Source organism: Marinobacter sp., assembly GCF_041595835.1.
Lineage (GTDB): Bacteria > Pseudomonadota > Gammaproteobacteria > Pseudomonadales > Oleiphilaceae > Marinobacter.
On the sequence record NZ_JBFHJO010000049.1, the window covers coordinates 1 to 19,222 of the forward strand.

The window sequence follows — 19,222 nt, forward strand, 5'->3', positions numbered from 1 at the left end:
CTCAGTTATCTGAGTGAAAAAGGGGATTTCCGTCATGGGGAAAATGTGGTGCCGGAATATGCCTGGTTTGATGGCACGGTGAAGTACACCCTGGTGGATGAGAAACTGGATATCGAGCATCCACCCGTGGCGATCAACCGGGTAGAAGGCAGCCCGAACGACCCTGGTTCCCGCATCTGGCCGTTCAAGGTCATGCGCGGTAAGCAGCCTTTTGATACCCAACGCCAGACCTTACTGGCCAACCACGTGTTTGGTGCTGATGACTCGTCTCTCTGGAGCAACTATAACTGGGAGAAATCCCTGAAAGCAGCGAGCGAGATGTCCGGCATGCCCTACAGTGGCGAGTTTGATTTCATTGAAACCACCATGCATTGGCCGATTACCCATATGGTGCCACCGGCAAATCAGGCTGTGAAATGTGGCAGTTGCCACAAAGCAGAAAGCCGTTTGGCTGGTTTGGGGGGGATCTATATGCCTGGCCATAATCATAGCGTATGGCTGGATCGGCTGGGCTGGTTAGTTGTCGCTGCGACCTTGTTTGGTGTGCTAGTGCACGTGATGGCACGAATCGTCTTCAGCGGGAGAAAGAGCAAATGAGCCGGGTTTTGATGTTCAAACGGTTTGAGCGCTTCTGGCACTGGAGCCAGGCGTTGCTGATTTTCACCTTGCTCTTTTCAGGTTTTGTGATTCACGGCACTTTTGATGGGTTGCGGTTCGATACCGCAGTTAAAGTTCATACTCTGGCTGCCTGGGCATTAATTGTCTTGTGGCTGTTTGCCATCTTTTGGCACATCACAACCGGGGAGTGGCGGCAGTATATACCTACCCGTGACGGCCTTTTTGCGGTCATGCATTACTACTTGATTGGAACCTTCACCGGCGCGTCCCACCCCTACAAGAAAACCTCCAAGGCCAAACACAACCCTCTGCAGCGGCTGGCGTACCTGTTCTTTAAATTGGTGATTACGCCGATTATCTGGGTGTCTGGTTTGTTGTATCTGTTTTACAACGACTGGCCGGAAACCCTGGCCGCAGCTTTGGAACTGGAAACCGTGGCAATGGTGCACACGGGGGCGGCTTTTGGCATGTTGGTGTTTGTTATTGCTCATGTATACATGACGACTATGGGGAAAACCCTGACCAGCCACATCAAACCGATGGTGACGGGTTATGAAGATCTGGAAGACAATCAATAGGTGCCATTCCGGAAGAGATTGTTTAAAACTAAATGATCTATAGTTATATTGATTTTGATATTAGAGGAGCGGTTCCGTATTCTGGAATCGTAAACCAAGGTGCCGCGAAGGTGGCAAAACCCGATAGGAGATAATTTATGTCTATTTTACTCGGCTCAACTGCCCCGGATTTTAAAGTAGAGACCACCAAAGGCCCGATCAGTTTTCATGAGTGGAGCGGCGATTCCTGGGTGTTCTTTTTTAGTCACCCAGCCGACTTTACTCCGGTTTGTACCACTGAAATGGGCCGTACTGCCCAGCTGTCTCAGGAGTTTGCGGCCCGCAATGTTAAGCCGCTTGGTCTTTCTACGGATTCTGTTGAAGAACATTTGAAGTGGATTGATGATGTAAACGACACCCAAAGTTGTGATCTGCAGTTCCCGATTGTTGCTGACCCTGATCATAAAATCGCTCAGTTGTATGAAATGATTCACCCGGGTGAAAGCAGCACGGCAGCCGTACGTAGCGTGTTCATCATCGACCCGGACAAAAAAGTACGTCTGACCATGACTTATCCGATGGCGGTTGGTCGTAACTTTGACGAGATTTTGCGAGTGATTGACGCCCTGCAGACTTCTGATGCGAATAATGTGGCTCTGCCCGCTGATTGGCGTAAAGGTGCTGATGTCATCATTCCTCCTTCCATCTCTGATGAGAAGGCGAAGGATTTGTTTCCACAAGGCTGGAAGGAGCTGCGTCCGTACCTGAGAATGACTAAACTCTGATTTAGTCGGGTAAAATCAGGCCCTGAACCTGAGTTGCCCTCATTTGGGGGCGCTGGGTCAGGGCCTTTTTTATGTCAGGATAGTAGGGATTCAGGCATGGCATCTTTGAGATTTCTGATGATTGGCGCTGGCGGTATAGGTGGTTATTACGCCGCCCGGTTAGCTGAAGCTGGTCACACCGTAGTACTTACGGCACGTGGCGAACATCTTGAGGCGATCAAGGCTCATGGGCTGAAAGTGAATTATGAAGGCAGCGTGTTTGAACGTGTCCTGCCAGCTTATAACCATGAGGAGTTAACGCTGGCCTGCCAGCCTGATGATTTTGATTTGATTATTATCGGGCTCAAATCTACTGCCACTGAGCCTGTAATGAAAGAGTTGGGCGAGTGGCTGAAACAAGGATCTGTGCCGGTTCTGTCACTCCAGAATGGCGTGGATAATGAGGCCCTGATCGCTGAGGTTGTTGGTGAGACACGAATCGTTGGTGGTCTGGCAGTACGAATCGGCGGCCATATTGTTGCGCCGGGAGAGGTTTTCGCTGAAGGCGTGGCCCAGATTGTTATGGGTGCCTGGCCCAACGCAGCGCCGAATGATGTCAGAATTCCTTTGTTGCAACGCCTTGAAGCGGCTTTTAATGAAGCCGGTATCCCAACCACGGTTACTGACAATATTCGTTATGAGCTCTGGCGTAAGTTGGTCATCAATAACGGGGTTAATCCGCTTTCAGCACTGACGCGGCTGGATACTCGAAGTCTTACCCATCACCCGGAATTCGGGAAGATGGTATACGGCATGATGGCTGAAACCGTAGCAGCTTCCAAAGCCGATGGAGTGAACCTGACTCAACAGGATCTCGTTGAGATGTTTGAGCTGATCAGCAGTTTTAACGCGATTAAAACGTCCATGCTGATCGATCAGGAAAAAGGTCGTCCGCTTGAGCTGGATAGTATTGCCGGTGCGGTGCTCCGGCGGTGTGAAAAACTTGGTATAGAAGCGCCTTATACGTTTTCGGTGAATGCCTTGTTAAGAAACGGCGATGGTCGGCGTTAATCCTTGAAAGAATTGATTGTTTTGAATCGAACAACTCAGCCCCCTACGCGCTTTCCCTTCCTTCTTTGATTGACCCTGGCGTTGTAAAAGATACGTCTATTCTCATTTGAACCAAATATTGATAAACATTTTGGAAAGGCTCCTATCGAGATTACTTTATTGTGCTATGATACTGTATAAATATACAGACCTCTAACGACTGCGAGGAAGTCTCATGGCAGTGCAATCATTATACTTTTCTGATCGGGACGGACTGGACATGGCGCTAAGCAACCCAGATACCATGCTCTTTCAAAGCAAGGCGGAAGCCGACGCACGGGATAAGGTTCTGGAACTTGCAGAGAATGTTGCCCTATGGCTGGAGAAGAATGTAGAAGGTCTTTCAGAAGATCTGGCAGAAAAGTGTGCAATGAGCATTGCCGAGAATAAAGACCTTTTCGGCAAGGCAATGAAAAAGCCGGAACTGCTGACCTCAGTTTCTGAAGAAGTGGCACAGGAAGATTGAGATCCTGGCCGGCGTTAGCATTTGAGTGACATTACCCCCGATTCAGTTCATACACTGCCATGTTAACGGCTGAGGCCAGGTTCAGAGATTCAATTGCAGCGGCGCCGGGAATGGTATAGCGATGGGCGTTAAGCCTGGCCAGAGCTTCTGTTGGTACTCCTCGCGCTTCGTTGCCGAACAGGTAGCAATCATGGTTCCGGAAGTCTGGTTGGGTGAGGGCATCTCCGCCAATATCCAGACAGGCAATGTCGGGGTAGCGTCCGGCCAGTGTGTTCAGGCTGACGTCGGTTTCAATCGGCACATGGAAAATGGCGCCCATGCTCGAACGCACTACTTTCGGGTTGTAGGGATCAACACTTCCGGGACTAAGCAGACAGCGCATGCCACCAAACCACGCCAGAGTGCGCAAGATGGTGCCAAGATTACCCGGGTCCTGCACCTCATGTAGATAAACCACTTTTTCGCCTTCAACCGAATGACTTCGGGTGTCAGTGGGCAGCGGGACGACGGCAAGAATGCCTTGGGGCGTTTTCGTATCTGCCAATTGGGCCATTTGCCGGTCACTGATAACCTGTTTCGTCCACGGACTGTGCCAGCTTTCGTAAGCGCTGGTGACAAACAACTGAGCCTGCTTCCAGTGAGAGTTGTTTGTTACGGCCTTCTCCAGTTCCAAAACCAGATGTTCGCCTTCAACCAGAAAATGGCCGAGTGATTGGCGATATTTTTTCTGATGAAGTTTCTTTACGTCATCAAGCTTCACGGTTTGATTCCAGTATTGCGTTCTTGTCCGCTATCAAACTCAGCCAACATTGCTTTTGCGACAGCTTCAGCCACTTTGACACCGTCCACGCCTGCAGACAGGATGCCTCCAGCATACCCGGCGCCTTCACCGGCGGGATACAGGCCCCGGGTATTCAGGCTTTGCAGGCTTTCACGATCCCGGGTAAGACGGATCGGTGAGGATGTCCGGGTTTCGATACCGGTGAGTAACGCGTCGGCACGATCAAAGCCGCGGATCTGTCGCCCGAAAGCAGGAAGGGCCTCACGGATGGCTTCAATGGCGTAATCTGGTAGTGAGGGCTCAAGGTTCCCCAGCCGAATGCCGGGCTTGTAGGAAGGCTCTACTTCACCAAGTTTTTCTGAGGGTTTGCCGGCGATAAAGTCTCCTACCAATTGAGCGGGTGCGCTGTAGTCGCTGCCACCCAGAACGTAGGCGTGTGCTTCCAGTTTTTCCTGAAGTTCTACTCCCGCCAGTGGACCGCCCGGGAAATCCTGTTCGGGCTCAATATTGACGACAATAGCGGAGTTTGCGTTACGTTCGTTGCGGGAGTACTGACTCATACCGTTCGTAACCACTCGCCCAGGCTCAGAAGTTGCGGCAACAACAGTGCCTCCAGGGCACATGCAGAAGCTATAAACTGCACGGCCATTGCTGGCGTGATACACCAGTTTGTAATCCGCAGCGCCCAAAGACGGGTGGCCTGCGTATTTACCCAGGCGAGCATGATCGATCAGGCTTTGGGGGTGTTCAACCCTAAAACCAATGGCAAAGGGTTTTGCCTCCAGGAATACTCCCCGCTTGTGTAGCATTCTGAACGTGTCCCGGGCACTGTGGCCCAGTGCCATCACTACGTGGCGACTCTTCAGGTGCTCGCCATTGGCCAACGCAACGCCCTGAACTTGCCCGTTTTCAAGCAGCAAATCGGTGACTTTGTGTTCAAAGCGAATCTCGCCGCCCAAGGCGATAATTTCTTCCCGCATGCGGGATACCACACCGGTCAGGCGGAAGGTGCCTATGTGGGGTTTGCTAACATAGAGAATTTCTTCCGGAGCGCCGGCTTTTACGAATTCAGCAATGACCTTGCGGCCGTAAAACTTAGGGTCTTTGATCTGACTGTACAGCTTGCCGTCGGAAAACAGGCCGGCACCACCTTCACCAAACTGTACGTTCGATTCTGGTGACAGTTGTTTTTTACGCCACAGAGCCCAGGTATCTTTGGTTCGACGGCGTACATCTTTACCCCTTTCCAGCACAATCGGACGAAAGCCCATCTGCGCAAGCAACAAGGCTGCGAACAGCCCGCATGGGCCGAGCCCGACTACGACCGGACGTTCTGACAAACCGGCAGGCGCATGACCAACAGGGTGGTAGGCAGTATCTGGCGCAGGGCGAACGTGGGGGTCTCCTGCGAAGCGTTTCAATACGGCCGCTTCGTCTGTTACGGCGAGGTCAATGATGTAGACAAACTTGATTTCGCTGTTCTTTTTTCGTGCATCGTAGCTGCGCTTAAAAACGGTAAAGCTCAGTAATTCAGCATCGCTGAGTTCCAGGCGCTGCATGATGGCCGTGCGCAACGCTTCCTCGGTATGATCAAGGGGTAATGCCAGTTCATTAACGCGAATCATGATAGTTCCTGGCCGCAGGGCCATGCCCGGCAGATGACAGTTCGAAAAGTGGGCTTATTGTACTGTTGCACTGCCTGCTTGTCAGGCGCCTTGGTGCTTTTGCGGTAGTGCTGGCGGCGGCGTACAATGGCCGTTTTCCCGGAGTGAGCAGAAGGCACCTCATGGCCCGTTCAAAAAGCAGTAACCGCTGGCTCGAAGAGCATGTTAACGATCCTTTTGTGAAACAGGCTCAGTTGGATGGCTATCGTTCCCGTGCCAGTTATAAGTTACTGGAGATCAACGACAAGGACCGGCTGATTCAGCCCACCATGCTGGTGGTTGATCTTGGGTCTGCACCGGGTGGCTGGTCTCAGGTGGCTTCCAAATTGGTGGGCCATAAAGGGCGGGTTGTGGCATCGGATATCCTGCCCATGGATAACATTGCCGGGGTGGAGTTTATTCAGGGTGACTTCACGGAGCAGGCGGTCTTTGATCAGATCATGGCTACTCTCGATGGAGCGCTTGCAGATGTTGTGATCTCTGATATGGCGCCTAACATCAGTGGCGTGAATGCTGCTGATCAGGCGGCCTCCATGTATCTGCTTGAGTTAGCGTTAGACATGGCGTGTCAGGTTCTCAGGCCAAAAGGCAGCTTTGTAGCCAAGGTATTCCACGGTGAGGGCTATGACGAATATGTTAAGTCTGTGCGGGCAGCGTTTGACAAGGTCGTTGTGCGCAAACCGGACTCTTCCAGAGCACGCTCACGAGAAGTGTACCTGGTAGCGAAGGGGTTTCGGGGTGCCTGATGCGTTGGGCGCTTAAGATTGCTCACAATGTTTTCGTGTTTTTGAAGAGATTTTTACCGCTTTAAAGTGCTTTCCAGGGCACTTGTTCCGTACCTTGAACCGTTCCCGGTTCTCTCCTGTTCAGGCGGTTTCTGCCTGTTCATCTCTGCGTTTTTACCATTAGACGATTTGCTCGTGGAACTTAACTTATTGAATTATAAGATGAGTTTTTGTTTTGCGTCGTCTTTCCGAAAACATTCGAATAAAAATACCTGCAAAACCAAGTAAAAACCATTGATTGTATCCGTGGTAATGCCTAGTATTCTTCTGGAGGTTGATCCTCAGCTTATGCATTCCCAAATTCCGTTGGATGGAGAACAAAAACAATGTCCTTACAGAAGAGACCAACAGGCGGTGAGCAGCCGTCTGCGTTAGGGGCGTTAAAACTACGCGTACCCTTTGTGCACTACAAAATAGAAATTCCGGATATTTTGCAGGGTGCCATTCTGTGCGTTGTCCCCCTGAGTATCACGGCTCTTATGACTTCCGTGTTGGGGATTCCCTTCGAGATTGCGGTTGCCTTTGTACTGCTGAATAACATGCTTTACCTGGTGCATACGCACTTTGGTGACCCTACCGTTGCCGGTTGGATCACTGCGGGTATTCCACTGTATATCGCGTTCTTGACGGGCTACCCAGAGGGGGAACCCAGAATACTGGCGCTTATTGCATTGCAGTTAACCGTCGCTGTGATTTTCCTGGGTTTGGGTGTCTTTAAAGGCGCTGACGCATTGGTGCGCAAAATGCCGATGTCGCTCAAGTCGGGCATTCTTATCGGCGCAGGTATTTCTGCAGTCATGGGCGAGTTCGCTGCTGATGGCCGCGTTTGGACGATGCCAGTTACCATTCTGACAGGGGCAGTTCTCGGTTTCTTTATGCTGTTTTCTGAAACCGCTGGGCCGCTGCGTGCGCGTTACGGTTTCTTCCGCTTTGTGGCTCAGTATGGCATCGCTGTGCCGTTCCTGATTGCCTATGTATTTGGCCTGCTTATTGGTGAGGTTGACATGCCCGTTATTGAGTGGGGCTTCACCTCCATTCCGCTGGGCACCATCCTCCAGGACTACAGTGTGATCGGACTGGGTATGCCGCCTCTGGAATACTTCATTGATGCTATACCGTTAGCTCTGGCTGCCTACATTATTGCTTTCGGCGATATTCTGGTTATGGACTCGCTGTTCAAAAATGCCGACAGTGCCCGTAAAGACGAGAAGCTGGTCTTCAGCCCGCGTCGTAACAGTATCATCGTGGGGATTCGCAATACCATTCATGGTCTTTTTGCACCATTCATCAGCTTGTCTGGACCTGCCTGGACGGGTGGTCAGGCCCTGGTCATCAACCGTTATATGAATAACCCGCGCTCGGCCATGGACAGCTACTGGGGTGGTGCTACCAGTATTTACTGGGGGATGACCATTGCCATTGTGTTGGTGCCTGTGGTGACCCTGTTCAAACCGGGTCTCAATATCGGTATGGCACTGACTCTGCTGATTCAGGGTTATCTGTGTGGTTATCTGGCCATCGAAATGCTGGATCGCCAAACCAACCTTGAGCGTGGTGTAGCTGTCATTGTTGGCTCCGTCCTCGCGGTTAAAGGCGCAGCCTGGGGGCTTGGTATTGGCCTGGTTCTGTGGGTATTCCTGGAGAAAAACTGGTTCGCAGACGTCTACGTGGCGACACACCATCATGAGGATGAGCCCGCAGTTGACGCTGACGCCGTAGCTGAGCGGAGTTAACGTCGGCAGAGCTTGTCTGAGAGAATAACAAGAGGGTAAACGCAATGGAAAATATGTTTGAGCTTGGGCTCGATAAGGTCGAGGCGAACTATACGCCTTTGACACCGATCACTTTCATTCAGCGGACCGCCCTGGCGCATCCAACGCGTACAGCGGTTATCCACGGAAGCATCCGTCGGAATTGGGCTGAAACCTATGAGCGGTGCCTGAAAATGGCCTCCGCTCTGCGGAAACTTGGTGTTCGTAAAGGGGATACGGTCGCAGCGCTGTTGCCGAATATCCCTGAAATGCTGGAGTTGCATTTTGCGGTGCCAATGATCGGCGCGGTATTGAATGCTCAGAACACCCGGCTTGATTCAAAGACCATGACCTTCATGCTCAATCACAGTCGAGCGAAAGTGTTCTTTACCGATAAAGAATACAGCGACCGTGCCCGTGAAGCGCTTGACGGCTGTGACGCCAAGCCGACGGTTATTGATGTCGATGATCCTAATTTCGACGGCGGTGAGCTAATCGGCAAAATGACGTATGACGCCCTGCTGGAAACCGGTGATGGTGATTTTCAATGGGACCTGCCAGACGATGAGTGGCAGGCTATTGCCCTGAACTACACGTCTGGTACTACCGGCAACCCTAAAGGGGTTGTGTACCACCATCGGGGTGCCAATCTGAATGCCATGAGCAATGTTATTGGTTTTGGTTTGCCGGCAGGTGCGGTTTACCTGTGGACTCTGCCGATGTTCCATTGTAACGGCTGGTGTTATCCCTGGGCGGTCACCGCCGTAGCAGGTACGCATGTGTGTTTGCGCTCGCCGCAACCGAAGGCGATTTATGAGGCGTTGGCAGAGCATGGAGTAACTCACTTCTGTGCTGCACCTGTTGTCATGAACATGATGATCAATGCTCCTGACGAGCACAAAAAACCATTCAGCCAGCATGTCACGGCGGCAACGGGTGGAGCGGCTCCCCCAGCGGCCACGATTGAAGCCATGGAAGCTATGGGTATTCAGGTGGTTCATCTGTACGGATTGACGGAAACCTATGGGCCCAGCTTGATCTGTGAATTCCAGGACGAATGGAAATCCATGGATGCCAAGAACAAGGCAGCGAAGATGGCGCGCCAGGGAATTTTGTCATTGTCTATGACAGATATGATGGTGGCCGATCCGGTAACGCTTGAACCTGTACCTAAAAACGGCATGGCGATTGGCGAGCTGTTTGTTCGTGGAAACTCCGTGATGAAGGGTTATCTCAATAATCCGGAAGAAACTGCTAAAGCGTTTAATGGTGGTTGGTTCCATACCGGTGATTTAGGGGTATGGCACAGTGATGGTTATGTGGAAATAAAAGATCGCTCTAAAGACATCATTATTTCTGGTGGAGAGAATATTTCGACCCTGGAAGTTGAAAGTACGCTTTATGATCATCCCGCAGTGCTGGAAGCGGCAGTCGTTGCTGCACCAGACGATCACTGGGGCGAGATTCCCTGTGCGTTTATTACCCTTAAAGCTGGGGCAGAAGACCTGACAGAAGCCGATATTATTGCTTACTGCCGGGCCAACCTTGCTGGTTTCAAAGTCCCCAAGAAAATTGTTTTCGCGGATGACTTACCGAAAACATCGACCGGAAAACTCCAGAAGCATGTGTTAAGGAGTCAGCTTACAGCTTAGATGCGGACTTGTTGTCTAGCTGTAGCTTTATTCCCCCGGCCAAGGCCGGGGGCTTTTTTTATGCCCATAAAAAACCCGGCTGATAGCCGGGTAAGGGGCAAATAGACAAATCAGATAGCGAAGCCACCCAACTTTGTTTCCAGGTATTCCTCAATGCCTTCCTGAGCACCTTCCCGGCCCAGGCCGCTGTTCTTCATGCCGCCAAAGGGGGCTGCAGCACTGGTCGGGTTGATGTCGTTAATGCCAATAATGCCGAAATCCAGAGCTTCAAACGCCCGCATGGCGGTGGTCATGTTGTTGCTGTAGATATAGGCTGCCAAGCCATACTCGGTGTCGTTGGCCATAGCGATGACGTCATCTTCTGAACGATAGGTGATGACCGGAGCAACCGGACCAAAAGTCTCCTCCCGATAGATTTTCATATCAGGTGTTACACCTGAGAGCACGGTTGGGGCGTAGAAGTAACCGTCTGACAGGCCGTTATCCATCAATCGCAGGCCACCGGTCTCCACCTTTGCGCCTTTGGCGACGGCGTCTTTAACCTGGCTATCAACCTTCTGGATAGCTTGCTCGTTGATCAGCGGCCCAATGCCCACGCCTTCGGTCATACCGTTACCGGCCAACAGGCGACTCGCGCGGCTGGTGAGTTCTTTAATGAACGGTTCAAGGTGATCTTCGTGCACGAAAATACGGTTTGGGCTGATACACGCCTGGCCAGTGTTCAGGAACTTAACCAGAGACAGGCCTTTGGCGGCATGTACCGGATCGGCATCAGGGAAGACGATGGCCGGTGCATGGCCACCGAGCTCCATAGAGACACGCTTCATGTTAGCGGCGGCCAGGCCGTTCAGTTTTTTACCGACAGGAGTCGAGCCTGTGAAGGTTAGCTTGCGAACCCTCGGGTCGGTACAAAATGCATCGCCTACCCGGGATGGATCCTGCACGGTCAGCATGTTAATCACTCCAGCCGGAAAACCTGCTTCGGCGAAGATCTCTATCATGGCTTTTGCGCACAGGGGAGTGCTTTCAGCCGGTTTCAGGATCACCGTGCAGCCTGCCGCCAGTGCGGGTGCGAGCTTGCGGGTAATCATGGAAATCGGGTAGTTCCAGGGCGTAATCGCGCCGACCACGCCAACAGGTGACTTCTGTACCAAAAAACGTTGGTTTTCACGGGCGGAAGGAATACTTTGCCCGTATACACGTTTGGCTTCTTCAGCAAACCACAGCAGGAAATCTGCGCCGTACTGAACTTCATTGAGGGACGCTTTCAGGGGTTTGCCCTGTTCGCGGGTCATCAGTTCAGCCAGTTCGCGCTTTTGCCGGATCATCAGTTCCCAGGCCCGGTAGAGCAATTGGGAGCGGTGATACGCCGTGGTTTTTTTCCATTCTTTAAAAGCACAATCGGCGGCCGTAATGGCCGCCTCAATATCCTGGTCTGTACAGTCGGACACCTGACCGATGACTTCACCTGTGGCAGGGTTGGTTACCGGGAACTCAGCGCGCCCGGTTAACCATTCTCCGTTAATATACATGAGGCGATACCTCTTGGTTGTTATTAAAACTCTGTTTCCGACAGCGCCATAATGGCGTCGTCTCCGGATCGCATCGAGCTCAGGTGCGCAGAGCAGCGAGGCAGGATGTGATCAATGAAAAAGTTTGTGGTGGCCAGTTTACTGGCTGCGAATGAACTCTGGTCAGCCGGCGCATTCGCAGCTGCGGTAGCGGCTTTCAGCATCAGCCAGCCTGCAGTCACGGTAGAACTCAGCATCAGGTAGTCGAAGGCAACAGCCCCGGTAAACTGGTCATCATCGCCGCGCTCCAGAATCATTCTGGTGGCATCTTCAAGGAAGGCTACCGCCTGGTCAAATCTGGCCTGGCGCTCAGCTGTGAGCACCGAACTGCTTTGTAGTGGCCCGGTGAGCGGGCGCATATCATCAATCAGCTCGGCCATTGCCTGGCCCTTGTCACGAACCGTTTTCCGGCCAATCAGGTCAAGGGCCTGAATGCCATTGGTGCCTTCGTATATGGGAAGAATACGGGCGTCACGATAGTGCTGTGCCGCGCCGGTTTCCTCAATGAAGCCCATGCCGCCGTGACATTGAATGCCCAGAGACGTGACTTCCTGTGCGATTTCTGTACACCAGCCTTTAACCAGCGGTGTCAACAGGTCGGCCCGGCGCTTGTAGCGGTTTCTGATGTCGTCTGGCAGGTTATCTGCTTTGGCGTAATCAACGGCTACGCAGCCGGTGTAGGCGAGCCCGCGAGCGGCCTCGGTTAAGGTTTTCATAATCATCAGCATGCGGCGGACGTCCGGGTGCTTGATGATAGGGGAAACGCCCTGTTGGCCGGGAGCCGTGCCTTGAGTTCGCTCGAAGGTGTACTCCCGTGCCTGTTGGTAAGCGCGCTCAGAAATGGAAACACCCTGAAGGCCAACCGTCAGCCGTGCATTGTTCATCATGGTGAACATGCAGGCCAGGCCGCGATTCTCTTCGCCCACCAGATAACCGATGGCGCCCTCATTATCGCCATAACTCATGACACAGGTAGGGCTGGCGTGGATGCCTAGCTTGTGTTCCAGTGAGACTGCATGGCAGTCGTTCCTTTCCCCCGGTTCTCCGGACGCATCTGGCAAGTATTTAGGTACAGCAAACAGTGATATACCTTTGACGCCGGGAGGGGCATCCGACAAGCGGGCAAGCACCAGGTGGATGATGTTCTCCGCCATGTCGTGCTCACCCCAGGTGATGAAGATCTTTTGACCTTTGATCCGGTAGACATCGCCATCCGGACGGGCCTGTGTGCGAATGCCTGACAAATCCGAACCGGACTGTGGTTCGGTCAGGTTCATGGTCCCGGTCCATTGCCCGGAAATCATTTTTGGCAGGAACTGCTTTTTCAGCACATCGCTGGCGTTCTCGGAAAGCGCCTCTACGGCGCCTTGAGATAACAAAGGACAGAGCCCCCACGCCATGTTGGCAGCATGCCACATCTCCTGAACCGGAATGGCCAGCGAGAAAGGCAGGCCCTGACCCCCAAACTCCGGGTCAAACTGCAGGCTGGCCCAGCCACTCTCTGCGTATTGCTGGTAAGCTGCTTTGAAGCCTGCTGGCGTGACCACGTTGTGGTCACTATCCAGACGCACGCCGGTTTGATCGCCGGTAACGTTGGTTGGGGCGATGACTGAACCGGCAAAGCGTGCAGCTTCTTCAAGAATGGCTGAAACGACATCCTCGGAGGCATCTTCATAGCCGCAGGCTTTTGCCATGTCGGAAAATCCAGCGACTTGCTGCAGGGTAAATGCCATCTCACGGGTGGGTGCTCTGAACTCTGTCATGGTTTACTCCCTTAGGCCATGTATTGGCCGCCGTTAACCGACATGTTAGTGCCGGTCACGAAGCTGGCTTCATCAGCTGTCAGGTAAGCGACGGCTCTGGCGATGTCTTCAGGCTTGCCAAGGTGGCCTACCGGAATACCCGCAACAATGTTGTTCAGTACTTTTTCAGGTACCTGACGAACCATTGGAGTGTCGATATAGCCGGGGGATACGGAGTTGGCGGTTACACCTTTACGGGCACCTTCCTGAGCAATCGATTTAGTGAAACCATAGATGCCGGCTTTCGTGGCCGCATAGTTACACTGGCCGAACTGGCCTTTCTCGCCGTTCAGGGAGGAAATGTTCACGATACGGCCAAAACCGCGCTCACACATCTTTTCGAATACTTGCTGACACATGTTGAACATGGATGTCAGGTTCACGTTGATGACCTGGTTCCATTGTTCTGGTTGCATTCTCTTCAGAGGTGCGTCGTTCGTAATGCCTGCATTGTTAACCAGAATATCGATAGGTCCCAGGTCTTGCTCAACAGCAGCAACAAAAGCTTTGCAGCCATCAAAGTCGGTGACGTCCAGAGGATAAACGGCGGCTTCAATGCCTTCTTGCTGCAGGCCGGCTTGCCACTCTTTGGCTTGTGCTTCTTCGCCAGGCAGGTGGGTGCCTACTACTTTACGGCCCTGAGCGGCCAGCGCTTTACACATAGCGGTACCCAGACCACCGGTTGCTCCGGTAACAACTGCGATACGATTTGTCATGGTGTTCTCCTTTCTTTTTTACGGTTTGTTTATTTCAAGAGTTTCTTGATATAGGACGACTGGGAAATGATTCCCTGTGAGGTGTACTGGTTACTTCGGTCAACAATTTTGGGGAGCTCGTATAGATAGTTGACCATCAGCCCTGCGGATTGCCTGAGGCCCTTTTCGGAGGTGTCTGCCATCCAGTTGAGCCGGGCAATCTGGGCGCCGTTGCTCAGGTGGAAATGCCCGACAGGGTCGTTTGCGCGGGACGTGCCGGGCTTGGTTGAACTCAGATAGGCTGCGGCCAGCTTCATGATGGCTTCCTGCTGGGTTCCGGTGGTATCCACCTGGCTTGCCCGCACCGGATCACGCGGTGGTGGCGAGCTGAGCCATTGTTCGCCACCTGGCAGCTGGATCAACTGATCTGCCGGTGTGTTTTCCAGCCAGCGACGGAAGCCCGGAATGGGGGACAGCGTGGCGAACTGTTTCAGCTGAGGGAATTCTACCTGCAGCTTGCTGACCACTTGCTTGATCAGGAAGTTACCGAAGCTAATGCCGGCCAAGCCTTGCTGGGCATTGGAAATCGAATAAAAAATAGCGGTGTCGGCTTTGTCGATGTCCTGAGTCGGGGCATGTTCATCCAGCAGTTTCTGAACGTTGTCTGCCAGGCCATTTACCAGGGCCACTTCGACGAAAATCAGTGGTTCGTCGGGCATGTTCGGATGAATGAAAGCGAAACAGCGGCGATCGAAATCGAGTCGGTTCTTCAGGTCACTCCAACTCTTGATCGCGTGCACGGCTTCATAGGCAATCAGTTTTTCAAGCATGGCGCCGCTGGAATTCCAGCTGATCTCTTCCAGTTGTAGCAGGCCGATGTCGAACCATGTGGCGAGCAAGTCGCGAAGATCGGTTTCCAGTGGCTTCAGTTCGGGATAATCTTTGCAAAGACGAAGCAGCTCTTCGCGCATATCCACCAGAAACTTGACCCCGGAAGGCACACCGTTGAACTGCTTTAGAAGTGCTGTGCGGCTGGGAATCAAGGCTTTGCGTAAAGACTGGGCAGCCTGGGTTTTCTCGCTGGCCTTAGCGTTATGCCATTGATCGATGGCGCTCTCTACGCTGGCTTCATTTACACCATAGTGCTCTGCAAGCAGGCCCAGAAAGCGGGTTCTTCCCGTAGTGGATAGCTTCAGGTAGGCGCGGCCAAGCAAGGCTGCGCGATTACGGGCTTCTACCTGGCCACCGTTCTCGGCAAGGCAATCGTCTATCCACTCTTTAACAATAGCGACATCAGTCTCCGGGAGGTCTTCTGCGATATTCATGATGTCTGAACCGCGACGGCCTACGGATTCCAGTCCGCCCGGAACCAATTTCTTAAAGGCTCTTTCAAAAATGCTTACGGGTTGTCTCTGCATAACCGCGACTCCCTATGTACAAAGCGGTGTTGTCTTTGTTGATGAACGCAGGCTACCAGAGCATTTTAAAAAAACCAAGTAAAAGTACTTGGTTTGATGGATATAAACCAGTAATGTAGTCAGCGTATGGATCAACAAAAGGAAAATGCAATGCAAGAACTACATGGTTACTACCTGGAAGACCTGGAAGTTGGAATGGAGGCGTTCTACGCCAAGACCATCACTGAGGCAGACGTTGTCTTGTTTGCCGGCATCAGTGGTGATGACAACCCTGTGCACATTAATGCCGAGTATGCGAAGACCACGCCTTTTAAAGAGCGGATCGTACACGGTATGTTCAGTGCCGCTTTGGTTTCTGCCGTACTGGGTACACGTCTGCCCGGACCTGGTGCTATCTACATTGATCAGCAGATCAAGTTTAAAGCGCCGGTCCATATTGGTGACACGGTGGTTGCGTCTGCCAAAGTTATTGAGATCAATGAAGAACGCCGCCGGGTAAAGCTGGAAACCATCTGTAAGGTGGGTGATACCGTTGTTGCGGAAGGCGTGGCTACCAACATGGTTGACCGCCGCCCGGCGTAAGTCTGGAGACAGTTATGTTAATGGATCAAGAGAATTGCATTGTTGCCGTGATCGATGTGCAGGCCCGGCTGTTAGGTGGTGTGCATGAAAACGAGAAACTGGTAAATAACTGCAGCTGGCTGGTTCGCCTGGCCGGACTGATGAATGTGCCGGTGATTGGGTCTGAGCAGTATCCGGATGGTCTGGGTCATACGGAAGACGGCTTACGCGAACTGGTAGGGCCGGCCAATATTTACGGCAAAACCTTCTTTGCGTGCATTGACGATCCGGGTTTTGAAAAAGCATTTCAGGCACATGGCCGCAAACAGGTTGTTCTGTGCGGCATGGAGTCTCAAGCTTGCGTAATGCAATCGGCGATCAGGCTACTGGAGAAAGGGTTGGAGGTTTTTGTGGTAGCGGATGCCATTTCCGCACGCAATTCTTACGACACTGAAGTAGCGCTACGCCGGATGGAGCAGGCCGGGGCAAGAATTGTCACTAAAGAAATGGTCGGATTTGAATGGTTGCGACGTTCTGATGTGGCTCAATTCAAGGCCTTCAGTAAAGAGTTCCTGCGCTAGTATAAGTCGCGGGGCCCCGGTACCTTATGGTCAGGGGCCCCGGAGACAGCCAGAACAGGGGGCTGCCAGGTAACCCGAGTTCCGAGAACCTCTACTCATGAAAAACCGCACTCCGGAAGAGGGGCTGACCGCCCTGACCGACGACGCCGAGCGCAACCGCCTGCTGGCGGAAATGGCCGAACAATCCACCGACATGATCTCCCGCCATACACCGGAAGATTGGCGGTTTATTTATGTATCGCCTGCTGTGACACACTTGCTTGGATACACTGTTGAAGAGATGGTTGGTCTTTCGGCGTACGATCTTTACCACCCGGACGATGTAGAAGATTTCCGGTTGCGGGCGCCTACAGTGAATTATGATCGGGGACTGTACACTCACACCTATCGTTTTCGCTGCAAAGATGGTCATTACACCTGGCTGGAAAGCACCAGCCGAACCATTCGGGACCCGGACACCAACGATATCCGGGAAATTCTCGTGGTTTCCCGGGATGCCACTCATAGAATCAAGGCTGATAAAGCAAGCCGCCGGTTGGCGCGAGTACTGGAAAGTACTCAAGATCTGGTGATCTTCGCGAACCTGGACTTTACCGTTTCCCACCTGAATGAAGCTGCCCGAAAAGCCCTTGAGTTGGAGCATACGGATTACAGTGCTTTCCCTTTGTCCTGGTTTGTGACCGAAAAAGGCCTGGCGACCTTGATGGACGAGGGCTTTCCCGCAGCGAGAAAAAAGGGGAATTGGCGTGGCGAGCTGACCATGCGCAGCCTGAAATCTGCCCGCATACCCGTCATGCTTGAATTGCTGGCTCACCGGTCGTTGCACGGGGATATCGAGTATTTCTCTTTAGTTGCCCATGACCTGACGGAAAAAAAGGCGGCCGAAGAGCAACTCAAACAGTATCAGGCGGATATTGACCACGCCAGCCGGCTGGTAACCATGGGGGAACTGGCGTCAAGCCTGGCTCACGAGCTGAATCAGCCACTTTCTGCGATGGTGAATTACCTCCGGGGGATCGAACGCCGGTTTGCGGACAAACCCACCCTGTCCTGGGGCGATGTGGAGCTGCCCATTACCCGCAGCATTCGGACGGCGTTGAGGGCCGGAGAGATTATTCATCGGATGATGGATTTTACCCGCAAGCAGGAGCCGGTGATTACTCGCCTCAATTTACCGGAACTGATCAGCGAGATGATCGATTTCTGCGAGAATATGGCGGAACGGCTTAATGTACGCATAGTGTTTGAACCGCCTTCCGACTTACCCGCTGTCAGGGGAGACAAAATTCAGCTGGAGCAGGTGTTGTTGAATCTGATCGTGAACGCTATTGAAGCCAGTGCATCAACAGACGATGAAGATGTAACTACCGTGCGAATCAATGTCCTTCCTCATGAAACCGGGCAGTTGCGTGTTGAGGTGGAAGATGATGGCAAGGGTATTTCGGAAGAAGATATGTCGCGTCTTTTTGATCGTTTCTTTTCAACCAAAGAAACCGGGCTTGGAATGGGGCTGGCCATCAGCCGTTCATTGGTAGAGAATCTTGGGGGTGAACTCTGGGCAGAAAACATCCCTGCAGGTGGGGCTCGCTTTTCATTTACTCTCAATACTACTGACTGATCACCCATGACCGCTATAAACGATACACAAACAGTTTTCGTTATTGATGACGACACGGATGTTAGAGATTCTTTGAAGTGGTTGCTTGAGTCTGTTGGCCTCAAGGTGCAGACCTACGAAGATGCCCTGGCTTTTTTCGAGGGGTTTGATACGAATGCCAGTGGTTGTATTGTGATGGATGTGCGGATGCCGGGGCTCAGTGGCATTAATGCTCAGAAAAAGCTGCCTGAGTACAATATCGAACTGCCGGTGATTATGATTTCTGCTCATGGCAATGTGGATATGGCTGTGACCGCGCTGACCCAGGGTGCCATCACCTTTATCGAAAAACCATTTGATGACCAGGTGCTGATTGATCACGTCCACAATGCTCTGGAAAAAGACCGGACCCGATTTGCACAGCGTCGCTCCCAGTCTCGTATCCGGGAGCGTTACGACAGCTTGACCCGGAGAGAGCGGCAGGTTCTGGAACTGATAGTTAGAGGTCTCTCCAATCAGGAAGCCGCAGACGAACTTGGCATCAACAGAAAGACAGTTGAAGGACACCGGGCCAACATGACGGCAAAAATGAAGGTGAATTCGTTTGCCGAATTGGTGCAAGTGGCCGTAGCTCTTGGGCTTGTTCAGGGTATCGCGCAGTAATCTGTAACCTTCTCTCACCCCACCTTTTCTTTATTGTCAGGTTTATCTGAAACTTGATCCAAGTCTTCAAGTTTATCATCGACATGTCGTTAAAATAGATAATAATCAATGTTTGGCGGAAGCCCGAATATAAAAAAGCCATGGGATCCTTTCTGAGAGTGCTGTGATGTTTCTAACTGAAAAGAA

Annotated in this window: 17 protein-coding genes and 1 pseudogene; 12 read left to right on the forward strand and 6 right to left on the reverse strand. The window is 52.3% G+C overall.

What is annotated here, in order from left to right; translation table 11 throughout:
* The 5 genes and pseudogenes from ABYA77_RS12745 to ABYA77_RS12765 all read left to right on the forward strand — a co-directional run.
* Positions 1-597: pseudogene (locus ABYA77_RS12745) on the forward strand (cytochrome C); the annotation flags it as partial.
* Positions 594-1,196, forward strand: coding sequence for a cytochrome b/b6 domain-containing protein (locus tag ABYA77_RS12750; protein WP_372966350.1), 603 nt, complete (start codon positions 594-596; stop codon positions 1,194-1,196). The pseudogene ABYA77_RS12745 and the gene ABYA77_RS12750, both read left to right, overlap by 4 nt.
* 137 nt (positions 1,197-1,333) lie before the next feature.
* Positions 1,334-1,960 (forward strand): peroxiredoxin, encoded by a 627-nt coding sequence (locus tag ABYA77_RS12755; RefSeq protein ID WP_372966351.1) that lies wholly within the window; start codon positions 1,334-1,336, stop codon positions 1,958-1,960.
* Positions 1,961-2,056: 96 nt separating this feature from the next.
* Positions 2,057-3,010 (forward strand): ketopantoate reductase family protein, encoded by a 954-nt coding sequence (locus ABYA77_RS12760; protein ID WP_372966352.1) that lies wholly within the window; start codon positions 2,057-2,059, stop codon positions 3,008-3,010.
* Positions 3,011-3,224: 214 nt separating this feature from the next.
* Positions 3,225-3,515: a YebG family protein gene (locus tag ABYA77_RS12765; protein ID WP_372966353.1), complete on the forward strand. Its 291-nt coding sequence runs from the start codon at positions 3,225-3,227 to the stop codon at positions 3,513-3,515.
* A 31-nt stretch (positions 3,516-3,546) separates the two neighbouring features.
* Here ABYA77_RS12765 and ABYA77_RS12770 read toward each other — a convergent pair whose 3' ends face one another.
* Both ABYA77_RS12770 and ABYA77_RS12775 read right to left on the reverse strand, forming a co-directional pair.
* Positions 3,547-4,275, reverse strand: coding sequence for a TrmH family RNA methyltransferase (locus ABYA77_RS12770; RefSeq protein ID WP_372966354.1), 729 nt, complete (start codon positions 4,273-4,275; stop codon positions 3,547-3,549).
* Positions 4,272-5,921: an FAD-dependent protein gene (locus ABYA77_RS12775; protein WP_372966355.1), complete on the reverse strand. Its 1,650-nt coding sequence runs from the start codon at positions 5,919-5,921 to the stop codon at positions 4,272-4,274. Before ABYA77_RS12775 ends, ABYA77_RS12770 begins: the two co-directional genes overlap by 4 nt.
* Before the next feature lie 161 nt (positions 5,922-6,082).
* On the opposite strand from ABYA77_RS12775, the gene rlmE reads away from it, so the two are divergent.
* From rlmE to ABYA77_RS12790, 3 genes are all read left to right on the forward strand, one after another.
* On the forward strand, positions 6,083-6,706 hold the full coding sequence (gene rlmE / locus ABYA77_RS12780; protein WP_372966356.1) for a 23S rRNA (uridine(2552)-2'-O)-methyltransferase RlmE: 624 nt from the start codon (positions 6,083-6,085) through the stop codon (positions 6,704-6,706).
* Positions 6,707-7,071: 365 nt separating this feature from the next.
* Positions 7,072-8,478: a hypothetical protein gene (locus tag ABYA77_RS12785; protein WP_372966357.1), complete on the forward strand. Its 1,407-nt coding sequence runs from the start codon at positions 7,072-7,074 to the stop codon at positions 8,476-8,478.
* Positions 8,479-8,522: 44 nt separating this feature from the next.
* Positions 8,523-10,148, forward strand: coding sequence for an AMP-binding protein (locus ABYA77_RS12790; protein ID WP_372966358.1), 1,626 nt, complete (start codon positions 8,523-8,525; stop codon positions 10,146-10,148).
* A 110-nt stretch (positions 10,149-10,258) separates the two neighbouring features.
* Here the strand turns inward: ABYA77_RS12790 and ABYA77_RS12795 are convergent, their stop codons facing one another.
* Genes ABYA77_RS12795 through ABYA77_RS12810 form a run of 4 tightly spaced genes read right to left on the reverse strand, consistent with a single transcriptional unit; the run spans position 10,259 to position 15,634 of the window.
* Complete coding sequence (locus ABYA77_RS12795) at positions 10,259-11,680, reverse strand: NAD-dependent succinate-semialdehyde dehydrogenase (protein ID WP_372966359.1); 1,422 nt, start codon at positions 11,678-11,680, stop codon at positions 10,259-10,261.
* A gap of 23 nt (positions 11,681-11,703) precedes the next feature.
* Positions 11,704-13,482: an acyl-CoA dehydrogenase gene (locus ABYA77_RS12800; protein ID WP_372966360.1), complete on the reverse strand. Its 1,779-nt coding sequence runs from the start codon at positions 13,480-13,482 to the stop codon at positions 11,704-11,706.
* A gap of 11 nt (positions 13,483-13,493) precedes the next feature.
* Complete coding sequence (phbB, locus tag ABYA77_RS12805) at positions 13,494-14,237, reverse strand: acetoacetyl-CoA reductase (RefSeq protein ID WP_372966361.1); 744 nt, start codon at positions 14,235-14,237, stop codon at positions 13,494-13,496.
* 29 nt (positions 14,238-14,266) lie between these two features.
* Entirely contained in the window at positions 14,267-15,634 is a 1,368-nt protein-coding gene (locus ABYA77_RS12810; RefSeq protein ID WP_372966362.1) for a malonyl-CoA decarboxylase, read from the reverse strand.
* Between the two features lie 150 nt (positions 15,635-15,784).
* On the opposite strand from ABYA77_RS12810, the gene ABYA77_RS12815 reads away from it, so the two are divergent.
* The 4 genes from ABYA77_RS12815 to ABYA77_RS12830 all read left to right on the forward strand — a co-directional run bounded on the left by ABYA77_RS12815 (position 15,785) and on the right by ABYA77_RS12830 (position 19,036).
* Positions 15,785-16,216: a MaoC family dehydratase gene (locus ABYA77_RS12815; RefSeq protein WP_372966363.1), complete on the forward strand. Its 432-nt coding sequence runs from the start codon at positions 15,785-15,787 to the stop codon at positions 16,214-16,216.
* A 14-nt stretch (positions 16,217-16,230) separates the two neighbouring features.
* A complete protein-coding gene (locus ABYA77_RS12820) occupies positions 16,231-16,776 on the forward strand; it encodes a hydrolase (protein ID WP_372966364.1) in 546 nt (181 codons plus the stop codon).
* Between the two features lie 97 nt (positions 16,777-16,873).
* A complete protein-coding gene (locus ABYA77_RS12825) occupies positions 16,874-18,394 on the forward strand; it encodes an ATP-binding protein (RefSeq protein ID WP_372966365.1) in 1,521 nt (506 codons plus the stop codon).
* Positions 18,395-18,400: 6 nt separating this feature from the next.
* On the forward strand, positions 18,401-19,036 hold the full coding sequence (locus ABYA77_RS12830) for a response regulator transcription factor (protein WP_372966366.1): 636 nt from the start codon (positions 18,401-18,403) through the stop codon (positions 19,034-19,036).
* Positions 19,037-19,222 lie beyond the last annotated feature (186 nt).

Bases quoted from the DNA above. Each gene is read 5' to 3' on its own strand.
- ABYA77_RS12750 (WP_372966350.1), top strand. From the start codon at position 594: ATGAGCCGGGTTTTGATGTTCAAACGGTTTGAGCGCTTCTGGCACTGG.
- ABYA77_RS12825 (WP_372966365.1), top strand. From the start codon at position 16,874: ATGAAAAACCGCACTCCGGAAGAGGGGCTGACCGCCCTGACCGACGAC.
- ABYA77_RS12760 (WP_372966352.1), top strand. From the start codon at position 2,057: ATGGCATCTTTGAGATTTCTGATGATTGGCGCTGGCGGTATAGGTGGT.
- ABYA77_RS12830 (WP_372966366.1), top strand. From the start codon at position 18,401: ATGACCGCTATAAACGATACACAAACAGTTTTCGTTATTGATGACGAC.
- rlmE (WP_372966356.1), top strand. From the start codon at position 6,083: ATGGCCCGTTCAAAAAGCAGTAACCGCTGGCTCGAAGAGCATGTTAAC.
- ABYA77_RS12815 (WP_372966363.1), top strand. From the start codon at position 15,785: ATGCAAGAACTACATGGTTACTACCTGGAAGACCTGGAAGTTGGAATG.
- phbB (WP_372966361.1), bottom strand. From the start codon at position 14,237: ATGACAAATCGTATCGCAGTTGTTACCGGAGCAACCGGTGGTCTGGGT.
- ABYA77_RS12790 (WP_372966358.1), top strand. From the start codon at position 8,523: ATGGAAAATATGTTTGAGCTTGGGCTCGATAAGGTCGAGGCGAACTAT.
- ABYA77_RS12795 (WP_372966359.1), bottom strand. From the start codon at position 11,680: ATGTATATTAACGGAGAATGGTTAACCGGGCGCGCTGAGTTCCCGGTA.
- ABYA77_RS12800 (WP_372966360.1), bottom strand. From the start codon at position 13,482: ATGACAGAGTTCAGAGCACCCACCCGTGAGATGGCATTTACCCTGCAG.
- ABYA77_RS12755 (WP_372966351.1), top strand. From the start codon at position 1,334: ATGTCTATTTTACTCGGCTCAACTGCCCCGGATTTTAAAGTAGAGACC.
- ABYA77_RS12820 (WP_372966364.1), top strand. From the start codon at position 16,231: ATGTTAATGGATCAAGAGAATTGCATTGTTGCCGTGATCGATGTGCAG.
- ABYA77_RS12765 (WP_372966353.1), top strand. From the start codon at position 3,225: ATGGCAGTGCAATCATTATACTTTTCTGATCGGGACGGACTGGACATG.
- ABYA77_RS12775 (WP_372966355.1), bottom strand. From the start codon at position 5,921: ATGATTCGCGTTAATGAACTGGCATTACCCCTTGATCATACCGAGGAA.
- ABYA77_RS12785 (WP_372966357.1), top strand. From the start codon at position 7,072: ATGTCCTTACAGAAGAGACCAACAGGCGGTGAGCAGCCGTCTGCGTTA.
- ABYA77_RS12810 (WP_372966362.1), bottom strand. From the start codon at position 15,634: ATGCAGAGACAACCCGTAAGCATTTTTGAAAGAGCCTTTAAGAAATTG.